This is a genomic window from Flavobacterium sp. PL002 (genome assembly GCF_054165825.1).
In genome coordinates this window covers 3,983,526-3,998,508 of sequence record NZ_CM135110.1, presented here as the reverse complement: position 1 = coordinate 3,998,508, position 14,983 = coordinate 3,983,526, and the positions used below count along the sequence as shown (strand labels likewise).

The 14,983-nt window shown below is 31.3% G+C and carries 10 protein-coding genes; all 10 read right to left on the bottom strand.

Going from position 1 to position 14,983, the window contains the following annotated elements; translation table 11 throughout:
• The 10 genes from ACVEGE_RS17540 to ACVEGE_RS17495 all read right to left on the bottom strand — a co-directional run bounded on the left by ACVEGE_RS17540 (nucleotide 1) and on the right by ACVEGE_RS17495 (nucleotide 14,542).
• Complete coding sequence (locus ACVEGE_RS17540; RefSeq protein WP_192501188.1) at nucleotides 1-648, bottom strand: nucleotidyl transferase AbiEii/AbiGii toxin family protein; 648 nt, start codon at nucleotides 646-648, stop codon at nucleotides 1-3.
• Entirely contained in the window at nucleotides 648-1,145 is a 498-nt protein-coding gene (locus ACVEGE_RS17535; protein ID WP_192501187.1) for a helix-turn-helix transcriptional regulator, read from the bottom strand. The genes ACVEGE_RS17540 and ACVEGE_RS17535 overlap by 1 nt, the downstream gene beginning before the upstream one ends.
• A 583-nt stretch (nucleotides 1,146-1,728) precedes the next feature.
• A complete protein-coding gene (locus ACVEGE_RS17530) occupies nucleotides 1,729-3,036 on the bottom strand; it encodes a 5-methylcytosine restriction system specificity protein McrC (RefSeq protein WP_192501186.1) in 1,308 nt (435 codons plus the stop codon).
• Complete coding sequence (locus tag ACVEGE_RS17525; protein WP_225738139.1) at nucleotides 3,033-4,973, bottom strand: AAA family ATPase; 1,941 nt, start codon at nucleotides 4,971-4,973, stop codon at nucleotides 3,033-3,035. Before ACVEGE_RS17525 ends, ACVEGE_RS17530 begins: the two co-directional genes overlap by 4 nt.
• 6 nt (nucleotides 4,974-4,979) lie before the next feature.
• On the bottom strand, nucleotides 4,980-6,077 hold the full coding sequence (locus tag ACVEGE_RS17520) for a hypothetical protein (RefSeq protein ID WP_458008583.1): 1,098 nt from the start codon (nucleotides 6,075-6,077) through the stop codon (nucleotides 4,980-4,982).
• Nucleotide 6,078: 1 nt separating this feature from the next.
• Nucleotides 6,079-7,812, bottom strand: coding sequence for a restriction system-associated AAA family ATPase (locus tag ACVEGE_RS17515; RefSeq protein ID WP_225738138.1), 1,734 nt, complete (start codon nucleotides 7,810-7,812; stop codon nucleotides 6,079-6,081).
• Nucleotides 7,793-9,340, bottom strand: a complete 1,548-nt coding sequence (locus ACVEGE_RS17510; RefSeq protein ID WP_458008582.1) for a restriction endonuclease subunit S — start codon at nucleotides 9,338-9,340, stop codon at nucleotides 7,793-7,795. Before ACVEGE_RS17510 ends, ACVEGE_RS17515 begins: the two co-directional genes overlap by 20 nt.
• Complete coding sequence (locus ACVEGE_RS17505) at nucleotides 9,340-10,908, bottom strand: type I restriction-modification system subunit M (protein ID WP_192501540.1); 1,569 nt, start codon at nucleotides 10,906-10,908, stop codon at nucleotides 9,340-9,342. Before ACVEGE_RS17505 ends, ACVEGE_RS17510 begins: the two co-directional genes overlap by 1 nt.
• Nucleotides 10,909-10,910: 2 nt before the next feature.
• Nucleotides 10,911-11,735 (bottom strand): KilA-N domain-containing protein, encoded by an 825-nt coding sequence (locus ACVEGE_RS17500; RefSeq protein WP_192501541.1) that lies wholly within the window; start codon nucleotides 11,733-11,735, stop codon nucleotides 10,911-10,913.
• Between the two features lie 11 nt (nucleotides 11,736-11,746).
• Nucleotides 11,747-14,542 carry a type I restriction endonuclease subunit R gene (locus ACVEGE_RS17495; RefSeq protein ID WP_192501542.1) on the bottom strand — a complete coding sequence of 932 codons (2,796 nt, stop codon included), beginning with the start codon at nucleotides 14,540-14,542 and terminating at the stop codon, nucleotides 11,747-11,749.
• Between the last annotated feature and the right edge of the window lie 441 nt (nucleotides 14,543-14,983).

The following is a 14,983-nucleotide window of genomic DNA, read 5'->3' as shown; positions in this document are numbered from 1 at the left end:
CTATAATTTTTTAAATTTTAGAATTACCTCTTCAAAATCTTCCTTTATAAATCCCCAATATTTTCCTTTAAAACAAATTGGATTAAAATCTTCATCAGCTTGATCGAAGGAAGTGAAGTTTTGAATTATTAAATCTCTGTCATGAGTATAAGGATATCTTTGCTCATGTAAATCTAACATTTGGCTGATATTGTATAATTGAAGCAAATCATGTAGATCCCAAAAGTCTTTTTTTCTCCCACCTCGTTGCACAACATCTATTTTCATTGCAATAATTTCTTCAATAGTTGCCATTCTGACTCCGTTTACTTCGATATAAGGTTGTATATAACTATCTGTGTAATATAGGTCTAATTTTATCGTGTTTTCTTTGTCTTCTCCAATAAAATAAGACTTTCCCATTGCTGGAATTGTATCTAAATAATCAACAATTTTAAAATTTTCTTTTAGATAGTTCTCGATGCTTCCAAAATCTAATGTTCCATAGTCGGCATCACTAAACAAATCAATATCGATAGATTCTCTGTGACCTATTTGTAAACTCAATGCAGTACCTCCTACAAGTCTAAAATCATTAAAAATTTCAGATTGCATTAATTGTAATAAACTGTTTTTCAGTAAATCATTTACAGTAGAGTAGTATAGCATTATGCGTTTTCATTATTGCTGTAAATGGTGTAAGGTTTACGACTACTTTTTGCAAGTGTACCTTTAACGATGGCACTTTTATAGAAGTGTTTAATTTCTTCTTTTTCGATATCATTACCACGTTCAAATATTCGTCTAATTACCGCTTCTCTTTGTTTTTGCCAATCTATTTTAGAAATATCAGTATCCCAAAATAATGATTTTCTTAAAAGAGATAAATCAGGCGTGCTTTGTTTTGATTTGCTCTTCTCTTCTTTAATGTCATAATACGTTTGTAGTAAAGCAAGCGAGCCTTCTTCTAAGTTTAATTTCTCCTCAATTTTCAATGCTAAAGCAGTATTAAGCCTTCTTTTGCCTTTTATTATAGTGTTTAAGGTTTGTGGATGTTCTCCAATAGAAAGGGCAAATGGACGTTGTGAAATCGCTTTTTTGTTCAGTAAGCGTTCCAATATTATTCCAGGGTGTATGCCTTTGTATTTTTCTATTAATGTATTCATAGTACAAATATAAACAATTTTGTTTACATTAAAATAATGCGGTGGTAATTATCTCTAGTCATCTTATATATAGTACTGCTTTAACAGTAATTTGAAGCTTTTTTATTTTTTCATTAGCAAAAACACCATTTATAATTTTTTTTACCTCAATAACAGTAAAATACGCTTATTTTCAATAGGAATATTTAATACGATAAGCAAATTGATTATTCTTGGTAAATGGTAAGTAAGACATGCATTTGAAAAACTTCTTGTTAATCACCAATAATGGAAAAACAACCCTAGCACCTATTTAGGATTATATAAATTCTACTATAACGATTAAAAATCCTGATTAAGAAATTGTATTAACATTAAAAGGAAAAAGAGCAATTTCAAAGCAACTGATTTCATAGAATATTATGCCAAAGAAAGATTACAACCCAACGAAAAAACAGTAGCTACAATTTAGATCAAATGAAAAAAGCAACTCTTAAATTGAAGGAGCTGCTTGAAATTTCTTTTCTTACTAATGAAATGAAAGAGAAATATTTGGAGTTATTGGAAAGTAGGATTGTATTGTTTGATTAAAATACTATTTTCTTCATTTCTCAATCACAGGAATAGGAACTCCTAACTTTTTAAACTGAACAAAAGTGCCTAAATCTTCTGCTTTATCTATATCAATCTTGAATTCGACTGAAGAATTACTGCTTATCGGTAACGGATAAATTAGTAGGCAGTTAATGATTTCAGTAGGTTTTGTATCCAATTTATCGAATACTTTTTCATCCCTAGCATAGCCACTTAATTGGCGGATGTTCTCGATATCATATTTACCTGAGCTATTATACAAAGGCTTGTATTTAGCATCTGCAATGCATTTTGAATCAGATTTTGTAATTAAATAATCGGGTAATCCATAAGTTAGTCCAGCTTCTTTTTTACCATAGAGGACTTCTTTTCCGTACGTATCTTTCAGCAAACCCAATACATAAAGCTCAAATAAATTACTCATATCAATCCAAAATGGGGGAGTATGAATGGTTTTTTCTTGTGTATTGGAAATGTTGTATCCAAAACGTTTCAAGATTAATTTTGCTAATTTTATCGCTTCTTCATATTCTTTATAAAAGACATTTGTTTTCGTGTTTTTCACATCGTAAAGACTTACTTCAGCAGACACAAATTCAAAAGCTGGATTGATATAGTTGAAAATTTCTGAAGTATATCTCTCTGTTTGCAGATTTTTAATACTAGGTAAAAAACGCTGTACAAAAACCAAGGCTTTTTTTAACAATCTGTTTTCTAAGCCATTCAAACCAAATTCGTCATAACTACAATAGGTATGCAACGGTTTGTTTTTAACAAGATTGTGTTTGATGGTTTTACTAACCAAAACTTTACCTTTTACTTTTGCATATAAATTATCCTCTACTTTATAATAGGATTTCTTCAAACCTTTACGCACAATTTCCTTTACAATTCTTAAAAACTGAACAACTAACAAAGGTGTTAATAAATCTTGCTCTTGAGTAATTGGAATCGTAGGTTTATCCCATCTTATTTCAAATAGATCTTCTGTGTGTTTCGCAATATCGGAATGTTTTAATGCCGAAAACAACATTTTAAGGTAATCCGTTTGATGCGTACAATCTTTGTTGAGCTTAGGCTCTATATAGATTGCTCTTTCGCTTTCCACAATCCAATCCACTCCAATAAAATAGGAATTAGCAATTGCGTGTGTTTCTTTTACTTCGTCAGAGAAAATCCTATAGCAATCTACTTTTTCATTTCTCGACTTTTTTGTAAACTGATAAAAATAGTCTTTTTCAAAAGTTAACTTCCCTTCAAAATCAAAGGGTACTTTTGCATTAAAACCATTGTAATGTTCATGAATGATTGAAATCATAGTGCGTCAATTTGGGCTAAGGCACTTTCCTCTAATATTCCATCTCTCACATATTCGTTTAATAATGGTTTTATTTCGAACTCCAACTTTAACTCTAGTTGCTTTTCATTTTCTACTAAGAAATAACTATGTCCTAATTGAACGTCTTTGGCTTTAAAATCAGATTGTAGATAAACGTTTTTCGATTTATCTTCATTGAACAAGTCGGCTACTTTATGGTATAAAACTTTTGCCTTAGCTTTCAAAATTGGATCTTTTACAACATCATCTATTGCGTCAGCAGTTGGTGGAACATTAACAAATGCAAAACGTCTTTTTATTGCATAATCAATATGACCTACACTTCTGTCGGCAGTGTTCATGGTGCCAATAATATATAGATTGTCAGGTAGTAATAAAACTCTGTTTGATTCTCCATCATCTTCTGATATGTCATACAAACTTTCAACAGCTGCTTCTTTGAAATTATTTTTTTTATGACTGTATCTGTATTCTAAAGCATAAATTAACTCACCCAAAACCGATGGTAAGTTTGCCCTATTTATTTCATCAATGATTAAGACATATTTTGCTTTCGGATTGTCAAGGGCTTCATTAGCAAATTCAATCAGTATTCTATTTTCAACTTTATAGTTTACATCACCTTTGTCGTTTGTTTTTGCTGAAATTCCTCTAACAAAGTCTTCATAACTGTACGCTGGGTGGAATTGAATGATTTTATAATCTCCTTCAACTAAAAGTTCATCATTTTCCAATTTGACTTCCTTCTTTAAATTGAAATTACCAAATAGGAAGTACATGAATTCATTATTGGTAATGTCAGTTTTATAATTTGCCTTTTTTTCTTCAAATATCTCCTGTAACCTCGTGTTTTTTTGAATGTAATTTAGTCCAGCGGTATTTTCTCCTACTAGCTTTAAAGCATTTGTTAAACATTTCTCATTGCTGATTGGGAAGTATTTTTCAGGATAGTAACTATTTAGCATTTTTAAAATAAAACCTTTTCCAATAGGATAATCAATTCCTATATTGTGCTTTTCATTTACAATATTATCTAATAACTCCGCCATTTTAGTCATGGCTTCATCATCGTTAACTATATTTTGTAAAAAACCACTTTTCACATACCTTTGTTCATCATTTTTCCAGTATATTTTACCTTTATCAGCTTGACCGTTATATTTACCAGTATCAGTTAATATATATTCCTGCCAATAACAGAAACCATCTTTGTCATCTGTACCTAAAGCATAGTTTTCTAATGGTAAATTTTTTAAATCTTCTTTTTTAAATTTTTCTTGAAAATTTTTGACTAACTCGTTAATCTTTTCGCGGAGTGCTATGCTTGATTCGTCTGGTTTATATGTTTTAAAATGATTACTAATTACATCAATAGGTCTTTCTAATTTATTGACTTTAGTCATTTCCTCTGCCATCATCTTTGCCAATCTAGTTTTACCTGTTCCTGGAGGACCTTGAAGAATGATTTGTTTTTTATATTCGAGTAAATCTATTTTATCTTGCATTTTTTTTTGCTTTGTAACTAATTTATACCATTTATTTATTCTATTAAATGTGGCATTTCCATTTTCAACTTGAGCAAAAGTTCCTTGGAAGGGAATATTTTTATACAACTCATTCAATTCTGGAAAATCTACTATTGCTGAACTATAATCACTTATTATTTCAACGTAATAATCAATACCAAATGAAGGTTCTTTTATTTTATCTTTTGGAATTTTATCAACTATTTTCACTAATGCAATTGGTATAGAGCCTTTATGAATTAATACGACAGAACCACACTTTAGATGCAAAAAGCGTTCACCTGCATACTCAATATCTGAAGTTATTTTATTTTGAGAAAGCACCTCATCCGTTATAGTATCACCATTAGAACCGGCCTTCATTTGCATTCTAAAAAAAATTCGACTCATTTTTAATTATTTAAACAGTTCTTTCCTTTTGCACTCCTCTAAAAAAGGTTTTTTAATAAAATTACAATCCGCAATTTCCGATATATTACACTCATTAATGTTGAAACTATACCATTCTTCTTTCGTTAAGTTAGGATTCAGTTTCTTTTTTGCATTAATGTATCCTTCTTCAATTTTTTTATACCATAACTTTCCATAAAAATCAGAAACAATTTTTGCTTTGTACCTTTCTTCAATAGAATAGACTTCTTTCCAACTTTCTAATTCTTCTTTTTTTACATTTGATTTTATATTTATATCAACATCCTCAATGTTTAAAAGATTTATTTCATTATTGAGTGTTATATCAACTTCTATTTTCCATGTTTGTTTACCATAAGGATAATATGCTTTTCTGCGAATTCTATCATTAATTATAGAATCAATATTAAATAATGGTTCCTTTTCAAGTTTATAAGATGAATTACATTCATGACACATTGGAGCAAGATTTCTGAAATTTATCGAATTGAAAGGAAATTTTCCTTTTGAAATAAAATGGTCATAAGCTTCTAGTTTTGTATGGTCATTACCTTTAATCGAATTAAGGCCACAAAAAGGACAGATCCCTTCATGTCCACCAAAATTTTTATTTATAAACTTTTCATAATGATCTTTCTTAATTAATCTTATGTCACCAAATGCGACAAGAATAAATGGAGACTCCCTACCATATAATTTCGAATAAAAGCTTTTTAATAATTTACTTAATTCAGGATGCTTTTTTTTTAATCTTTCATAAGTAATTGGATCGACATTTTTTTTTCTGTAAATGAATGATATTTTATTATTTAGTTTATACCACCTTTTTAATCTATCCTTTGAATACTTATCAAGTTTTAAAAATTCTGCGTATATTAATTCAATATGACTGTTAAAAAAAGTAGCCCCTTTTCCATCATCAGTATGAAAACCCTCATAAATTTTCATTAATTCCTTGCAATTCCTTAATTTTTTCGAATTAAAGCTACCTTTGGCATTACACCATACATCAAGGAATAAAAAATCGGAATAATATTGAAACTTTTCAATATTATGATTTATGTAATTATAAGTGAATAACATATTATTTAATGAAGCCTTTTAATTTATTAATAATAATGGTTTTTTCTATAGAGTCTCCAAATTTGAGATTAATTTCTTTGATCAAATAATCTACATTATTTACATTAAGTTTTCCTAAATACTTTTCGATTTCTGAATTTGAATAGTCTCCAATAGTATCTACTCTTTCAAATACCTCCATAGTTATTTGATTTACGGATGCCCCAAAAGTGTTAAACTCTGGATTTATTGGGTTATCATCCTTTCTAAATTTGAAAACATTTTGCGTTGAGCTATCTGAAATAACAAAAGGTGAATGGGTAGTAATCAGCATTTCGCATTTTGGTGCTATTTCTTTAAAACAATTTCGAATATTTGTGATAAACTTTGCTTTCCAGTCTGGATTAAAATGGGTTTCGGGTTCATCAAAAAGGAATAAGCATCTTTGCTCTTTATATAATAAACATAATCCCAGAGTGTGTAATAATTGATGTTCACCGTCGGAGAGTTCTTTTGTATATATCGTTTTATCAATTCCTTTCTTTTTTATTTTAAAGTCTTTAAAGCGCAATATTCGTTCTTCTTCCTCAGGTATGAAATTTATATCTTGATTTAAAAAAACATTTTGTGTTGTATATATTTTCTTTTTCCTTTCTGTTGATACTTTGTAAGCGTCTTGCAACATTAAGAGCTGGAATAGCTCAAATAATTTTAAAGGATCTTTATCAAAATGAAATTGAAACGCTTCTTTAGTTGCTTTGTTTACTTTAAAATCCAAATACAAATAGTTTGCATTATTACTTTGAAACACTTCATAATATTCTTGATCATAATCAGTATACCATGTAGTGGCACAGCTTTTTAATTTTTCAATGTAAGATGTTAAATTTGTTCTTTGCTTTGGTATTTTTAAGTCTAAATTCTGAATTAAATACATATCTTTTTCATCCTCACTAGAATTAAAATTTTTAGGTGGATTAATTCTAATGTCAGTACGAATGATTAATCTAAATTTATCTATATCTTGTACTCCTACATTTTCTTTAAATGGATCTAATAAATTATTTTCTTCATCCTCATTGATGTTATCAAGCATTAAAAGATTAGTAAGTAAGATTGCTTGACTATATACTTCATCTAAATAAACCAATGAGGTTTCTGCAGTGGGGCTTACAAACTCTTTTGATAATAATGTACTTAAGTATTCATCAAACTGTAAAAATCGACTTTTAATAAATGGGAAACTTAGAGTTTCATTATTTCCTGAAGCATAACCTACAACATATTTTGGTAATAAACTTTTTGCCTGTTGTTGCGATAATTGAGTATTCTCTCTAAATTCATCTTCATTTTCCCATTTAATGACGGGTCTATTATCTTTTATTTTAGTTATAGATATATGTGCTTTCTTGGTTTTGTCTTCATTAGGAAATGCGTCATTATCTAAATAAGTATAATACTCTAACTCATATTCATTTATTCTGGATATTGAAGGATTAAATCCATCAGGGTTTTCATAACTCTGATCAAAATTCTCAGGTTTATAACGTACGTAAATACAATCTAAATGATAGAATATTTCTGCCAACGCTTCTAATACATTTGACTTACCACTTCCGTTTTGACCTGCCAAAACATAAGGGTAAAAATCACTAGGTTCATAATCGTTAAAACCATTCTGAAATTTAATTTCAAAATCTTTATTTAAAGACTTGAAACGGTTTTCGTCAGTTATTTTAAGCCTTAAAAGCTTCATCTGTAAGTTTTAGTTTAATGATTTTTTCGTCTTGGTCAAATATTTGCTCTATTAAAGGAGGATTAGCTTCTAAAAATTTAAAGATAATTTGTTTCCATTTTTCATTGTCAAAATCCATATCGCCTCCATGGTAAAAGAAATTATGAAATCTATTTTCTAAATCTTCAAGGTTAAACGGAATGTTCTTAAAACTATCTTTTAATAAAAACTGATAGAACTCATCTTGACCTAAAAACATAAAAATCCACTTTTCATCTTTTTCTTGGTATTCTTCAGGAAAATCAACATATTCAGCAAAAGTCATATTTGTAACATCTCTTTTATCTTTATTGTTTTTTAATTCTTCCACTTCTATTATATATTTTTCAATATTAAAATCTTCACTATTCAGTTCTTTAGTTATTTTATCACTTTTTTTTATATCAATCTGTAATTCATATTTAAAAGCCTTTTGACTCAAAACCCCATACATATTCTCTAATTCTTTCAAACTTGCTTGATAGTCAGTTTTTAAAGTTTCTATTTTTTCAACTATTAATGCAAATTGGTTTTGGCGAATCATTTTAGGAATAATAATTGGAAATGATCTAATATCATTAAAATTTAATCCTGCTTTCACGGCTGATCTGTTCTTCTTTTGAATTGCATTGTTCCCAAAAGGCATATTGTAAAAATATGCGGCATATATCGGATTAATATTTTCATTAAGTCTTATCAGAGCCAAATGTTGATTTATATATGCTTCTCCAAAGTTTTTAGGAACTACAGATGTTCTTCCCAAATCTGCTGTAATTGAGATTATTAAATCGCCTTCTTTTACTCTCGTTCTTCCTGTTTCTGCTGAATTTGGAGGGTTAACAAAAATCAAATTATCTGTTCGTATAATTCCACCACCAATATTTTGTATCCTTAAAAATTTAGCTCCACTATCAGAATAATGTTTAGCCCAACCTCTTGAACCACTAGTTAAATAAGAAATATTATCTCCTAAATGTTCTAATTGTGACGTTTCTTCTAATTTATCCCCAAACATCTCCAAAAAAGTACTCTTCAACAATTCATCCAAAAGCAAAATACTTTCTTTGCGTTGTGTTATTAAGTTTTCGGCTTGGGTAAGTATTTCGGCAATACGAATTTGATCTTGTAATGGAGGAAGTGGTATTTTAATTTTACTTAATCCTTCTCGCGTGATTTGTGGTTGTGCAGATCCTGTTATTACATCTTTAAATCCTCTATTAAACAAGGAATAATATAAATATTTTATATTAACATCATCACTCAAATTATCTAATGCCATAGCATTAGAATTAATATATGATTTTGGTTTAGTAATATGTAAACTACCACAAGTTGCACCACGACAAGTAATTACTAGTGTTGGAAACTCATGATTATATTCAGTATATTTTCCAATAATACCATTTGCACCATAAACAAAATAGCCCTCCTGTGTCAATTCTGAAGAAGGTAAGTTTTTCCATTGTTTAGGTTTGGAAATATCTAAAAGCTTGACCGTTTTAAAACTCATTACACTAATTTTTTAAGTTCACTAATCCCTTTCAAAATCGTAGTTTCAATCCCTTCTAATTTCTCAAAAATAACTTTAGGATTTTCATAGGTTACTTCTTCATAGACCTCTTTTTTGTATTTGCTTAAGCTTAAATCATAGCCATTATCCACAATTTCTTGTTTGGGTATAGCAAAGTAAAAACCTTCTCTTTGGGCTTCGGTACTGGCGGTTCTAGGTCGATTTTGGTATTGCGTAATTATATCTTGTAAGTCGCTTTTGTCAATTTTGTTGCGTTTGTCGTCTAGGGTGTAGCCGTCGTTTTGCATTTCGTAAAACCATACGTTTTCGGTTTCGCTCCCTTTGGTAAACAACAATATGGCGGTACTTACACCTGCGTAGGGTTTAAAAACACCACTTGGCATGGTAATCACGGCTTTCAGTTCGCTTTTTTCTACCATTATTTTTCGGGCTTCCACAAAAGCTTTTCCGCTTCCAAACAAAACCCCTTGTGGTACTACTACTGCGGCTGTTCCTCCCATTTTTAACATGGTAAAGATGCGTTCTATAAAAAGTAATTCGGTTTTGGTTGTGCCTAGTTTTAAACTTTCGTTAATGTCGCCTTTGTCAATATTTCCTGTAAAAGGTGGGTTGGCAAGGATAATATCAAACTGTGCATCTTCGTTGTAAGACTTACTCAAAGTATCTTTATAATCAATATTGGGTTGGTCAATACCGTGCATCATCAAGTTCATTAAACCCAAACGCACCATAGTGGTATCAATGTCATAGCCAAATAAGGAGTCTTCTACAATATGCTTTAAATTTTCGTTCAAAGTAGCCGAAACCGTAGCACGCATAAAACCATCTTCATCTGGTTGTAATGCTGTTGGGTTTTCTTTCCTAACCAAATCGGTCAAAATGTATTGGTAAGCACCCAACAAGAAACCTGCTGTTCCACAAGCAGGGTCGGCAATGCGTTGCCCTAATTGCGGTTGTACCAAATCATTCATTAATTTAATAATGTGTCTTGGTGTTCTAAACTGTCCGTTTTTACCCGCACTAGCAATAGCACCCAACAACATTTCGTACACATCTCCTTGTATGTCTTGAAAAGCATGGCCACCCTCTACGGCATCTTTTTCAATTTCAACAAAAATTTCTTCTATAATTTTAATGGCTTCTACCAACAAAGAAGGTTTTGGCATAATGAAAACAGCATTGCTCATGGCATGTGTAAACTTAGAACCCCCTTCAAAGGCTTTCAAAAACGGAAAAACTTTGGTTTGTACATGCAACAACATGGCTTCGGCAGGCATGCGCTTGAAGTTTCTCCAACGCAAATCTTGCTTATCCACTTCTTCCATACTTCCTGGAACTTTATACATTCCCACAAATTTAGAAGTGTATGTTTCTCCAGTAAATTCGGCATCACGTTCGCGTTTGGCTTCTAAATCGTCCATTTGTTTCATAAAAAGCAAATAGGTAATTTGTTCAATCGCAGTTAGTGGGTTGCTGATACCACCACTCCAGAAGTTGTTCCAAAGGCGGTCTATAAGTGATTTTAAAGCGGAGTTGTTTTGTAACATTATTATTTTAAATTTTTTAAGTTTTTGTTTCCCAGTAAGGAATTCATTTGCGAAATGGCCATTTTATTCAATTGTAACAAGCGTTCTTGTTGGTTTAATTCCTGATGGATTAAAACCGAATTGATGCTTTCCATATTAGACAATACAACCAATTGCTCTATTGTAGCTTGATCTCTGATATTTCCTTCGGCATTTGGATTGGTTTCTCTCCATTCTTTGGCGGTGGTGCCAAACAAAGCCATATTGAGCAAATCGGCTTCATTGGCATAGATTAAATTGATTTGATTTTTGTGTAGTTCTTTTGGAATTAAATTTTCTTTAATGGCATCCGTATGAATTTTATAATTTATTTTGGATAAGGTACGCTGTAAATTCCATTCGAGTTGTAATCGGTCGTTTTCATCGTCTTTAAGGCGTTGAAATTCTTTGATAAGGTAGAGTTTGAAACCCGCATTTACCCAAGATGCAAATTCAAAAGCAATGTCTTTGTGGGCAAAAGTTCCACCATTATAACCTGATTTAGAAATAATTCCTTTTGCATTTGTTGTTTCAATCCATTTTGAAGGTGAAAGGGTAAAACTGTTGCTTCCTGCTTCAAATAGTAAGGGGTCGAATTCGACCCCTTTGAAATCGGCATTGTATAATTGTTCCCAAAGTCCTAGAAATTCAATCGTTGCACGCGAACGCATCCAGTTTTTGACCACATCTTTGGGTTCTGTAGCATTTTTATTTCGAGCAATATCTGTTAAAGAAATGTAATCTTCTTTTCCGATTTTTAGCATCGAAATAGATAGATTTTGTACCGTAAGAGTGCTTTTTTTTGCCATAGTAATGCTGTTTATGCCGCTAACAATTTTTCAGTCAATTTTATTATTTCTTCTATTTCACTAGGTTTAAAAACCCCACGAATTCCCTCTGGGTGTAACATGGTAAAAGGAGATTCAATCAAGTTTCGTTTATTTAGTTCACCTTTATCTATGATGAATTTTTTTAGTAAATCTAAAAATTGCAATTGTCTTGCTGTGAGATACGTATGTGCTTTTACAAATTCGGAAAAAGCATTGGAAACCGTTTCTGGAAAAGATTCTAAAATCTGAATTCCTAAAATATGTTTGATGAACTGCACCAATTGTGCTTTTCGATGGGAATAGACTCTACGCAATAAATCAACGGTTATGTGCGGGTGTTCGTCATGCAAGACTTCGGCAAGACTGGCAGCTTCATCCGAAGATATTTCTTGCCCTTGTTTTAGTTTTTGCAAAATAGGATTTTCAGAAACTAAGTCATTCACGGTTTGTTCCACCAATTCACGGTATTTTGCAATGCTTAAGGCTTCATGTTGTGGACCAAACTCCACATATTCTTTAGCATATACTTCATCTTTAAAATTGTATTTAGCCGTTCCTAGCGGCATAATTGCTTCTCTAAACTTCATTAGAGGTGCTAGTTTTAGAATCAATTCATCAAATAGATCTTCTGTAGCGGTTGCCCAAAAATTATTAGTTTGCGCTTTTCGTATTAAAACCGCTTCTTTGGCAATCGTACTTACTGTGAGCGGTAATTCACTAATTTCTTCAATGATGCTGTCTTTTAGAGCCTCAAACTTTTCTTTTTCTTCACATAACTGTGCCAAAGAAACTTCGAGAATGTCCTTTTCAAAACGCATGGCTTTGAAGTCAACATCTGAGACAGTTCGTAGTAATGGTTTTACCACCAAACGTAAAAAATCTAATTTATCATCAGTCAAAACATTCCAAAAATTGTCTTCTTCCAAACGTTGCAATTCCGATTGCGCATCCAGAATTACAATGGAGTTTTTTGGTAAAGAACTTATTTGCTTTCGTAGTTTTTCTACTTCATTACTTACAATAGAATCTGAAGCTAATTCTTGTGCCTTTTCTATTTTATCCAATCGAATACCAAACAAACGGACTGGCAAAGGGATTGAAGTATTGATTTCTTTACCACGAGGATTCAGTTTGAAATACTCAAAATTGTCCCAACAGTCCAAAATCAAGAAGTTATCTTTAACGGTACACCAAGGTTTCATTTTGGTGGGTTCTAGTAAACGAGTTCCACGACCAATCATTTGCCAAAATCTTGTGTAGGAGAAAACAGGTTTGGCAAACACCAAGTTAACCAACTCCCGAACATCTACACCAGTGTCTAGCATTCCCACACTAATAGCTATGCGAGGCATATCATTGTTGGTAAATTGATTTAATAATCCACCTTTTCCGTAGACACGAGGATCATCACTAACCAGCACTTTTGCCAATTCACCATTGTATTCTGGATAAAAAGCATCAAACAATTCTTCCATGCGTCGAGCATGTTTTATAGTCGTACAAAAGAAAATAGTTTTACCAGGTAAAACACCGTTGGGGTCTTTTATAGATTCTTCCATAAACTCCCTTATAATCAAAGCATTTGTCCCTTTGTTGGTCACTGATTTTTCAATGTCAGTTCCTTCAAAATTGATTTCAGCAACTTCTTTACCTTCTAAAATCAGGTTTTTTTGGTCTTCTAAAGAAATGGTTCTTTTGCTGATTCCTTCTTCTTGAAATTTGGTTTTAATTTTCATTACCTGAAAATTACTCAAGTACGGAGGGATGTTATTTACTGCCTCTTCATACGAATAGGCAAAAGTAGGCACTCCTTCTTCACATTCAAATAACTTAAAGGTATTGTGGTCTATAACATCTGTAGGCGTGGCGGTCAAACCTAATGTTATGGTATTAAAATAATCTAATATTTCGCCATAAGTGTTGTAAATAGAACGGTGGCTTTCATCAACCACTATCAAATCAAAGAAATGTGGACTTAATGAATATTCTTCATCGCGAATAACATTTAGCATAGTTGGATAAGTAGAAACATAAATCCTTCTGTCTTTTGCAATTGACTTTTCACCAATTTTGGGCCATCTTGGCTCATTTGGTAAAAATTCTTTAAAAGCTTCTAAGGTCTGATCTCGTAAAGCGATTCTATCTACTAAAAATAAAACTCTTTCTGCCCAACCCGCTCTCATTAATGCATCTACTAATGCAATACAAGTTCTGGTTTTACCAGTTCCTGTTGCCATTACTAAGAGAAATTTTCTTTTTTTCTTTTCAATCGCTTCCATTACAGCACGAATAGAAGCAATTTGATAATCACGACCCGCAATAGCCGTATTGATTAATTCACTTGCTAATGCTTTTCTATTTTTTCGAATGTATTGGTAGCGTTCTAAATCGTCTCGAGTAGGAAATCCATGAACTTTTTTAGGTGGATAATTTCCTAAATCCCAAAAGTAAATATCATGTCCATTAGTAAAAAAACAGAATGGCAGTTCGCCTCCTTTTTCGTTTTGAATATTATGGCAATATTGTTTTGCTTGTTCTTTTCCGATATTAGCATCTACTAGAGACTTTTTGGCTTCTATAACTGCTAAAGGCTTACCATCTTTCCCTAATAAAACATAATCGCTGTATTGATGTCCAGCATAAGATGTAGGTGCTTCCTTCACTAAATCTGAATTAACTATAATATCAAACTCCTGAACTACTTGCATAGCATCATTGACATTCCATCCCGCTTGCTGTAAGCGAAGGTCAATTATTTCTTTACGGGTATGTTTTTCGTTTTTCAAGAATAAACTATTAGCTAAAAGATGAGATGATTTAAAATGTAATTTTAGGATAGAAGTAATACTAAATCTTTTCCATCTGTTATAAAATATCAGCTAAGATATTGAAAAAATAAAGGTTACGGATACGGGAAACCACAAAGTACTATGTTTTTTCTTTCTTTTAGTTTCTTTTAGTTTCTTTTGATGGTTTGATTTTGATTATGTATAATCATGTAATGTTGTAAAAACAAATAAACCAGTAACTTACATTACTGGTTTAAATAGTGGGAGCAGTACATTTTATTTTAAAAATAAAAGATGTCACAAATATTTTAATTCTGCATTTTAACTGAAAATTTTATAAACTGCCTTTCTATTTGCTTATCATTTATTTTTTTGTTTAAATACTTTTCTTAAGAGGGATTATGCTGCATATAAATAGAAGTTCTAAATTGTAGTTAG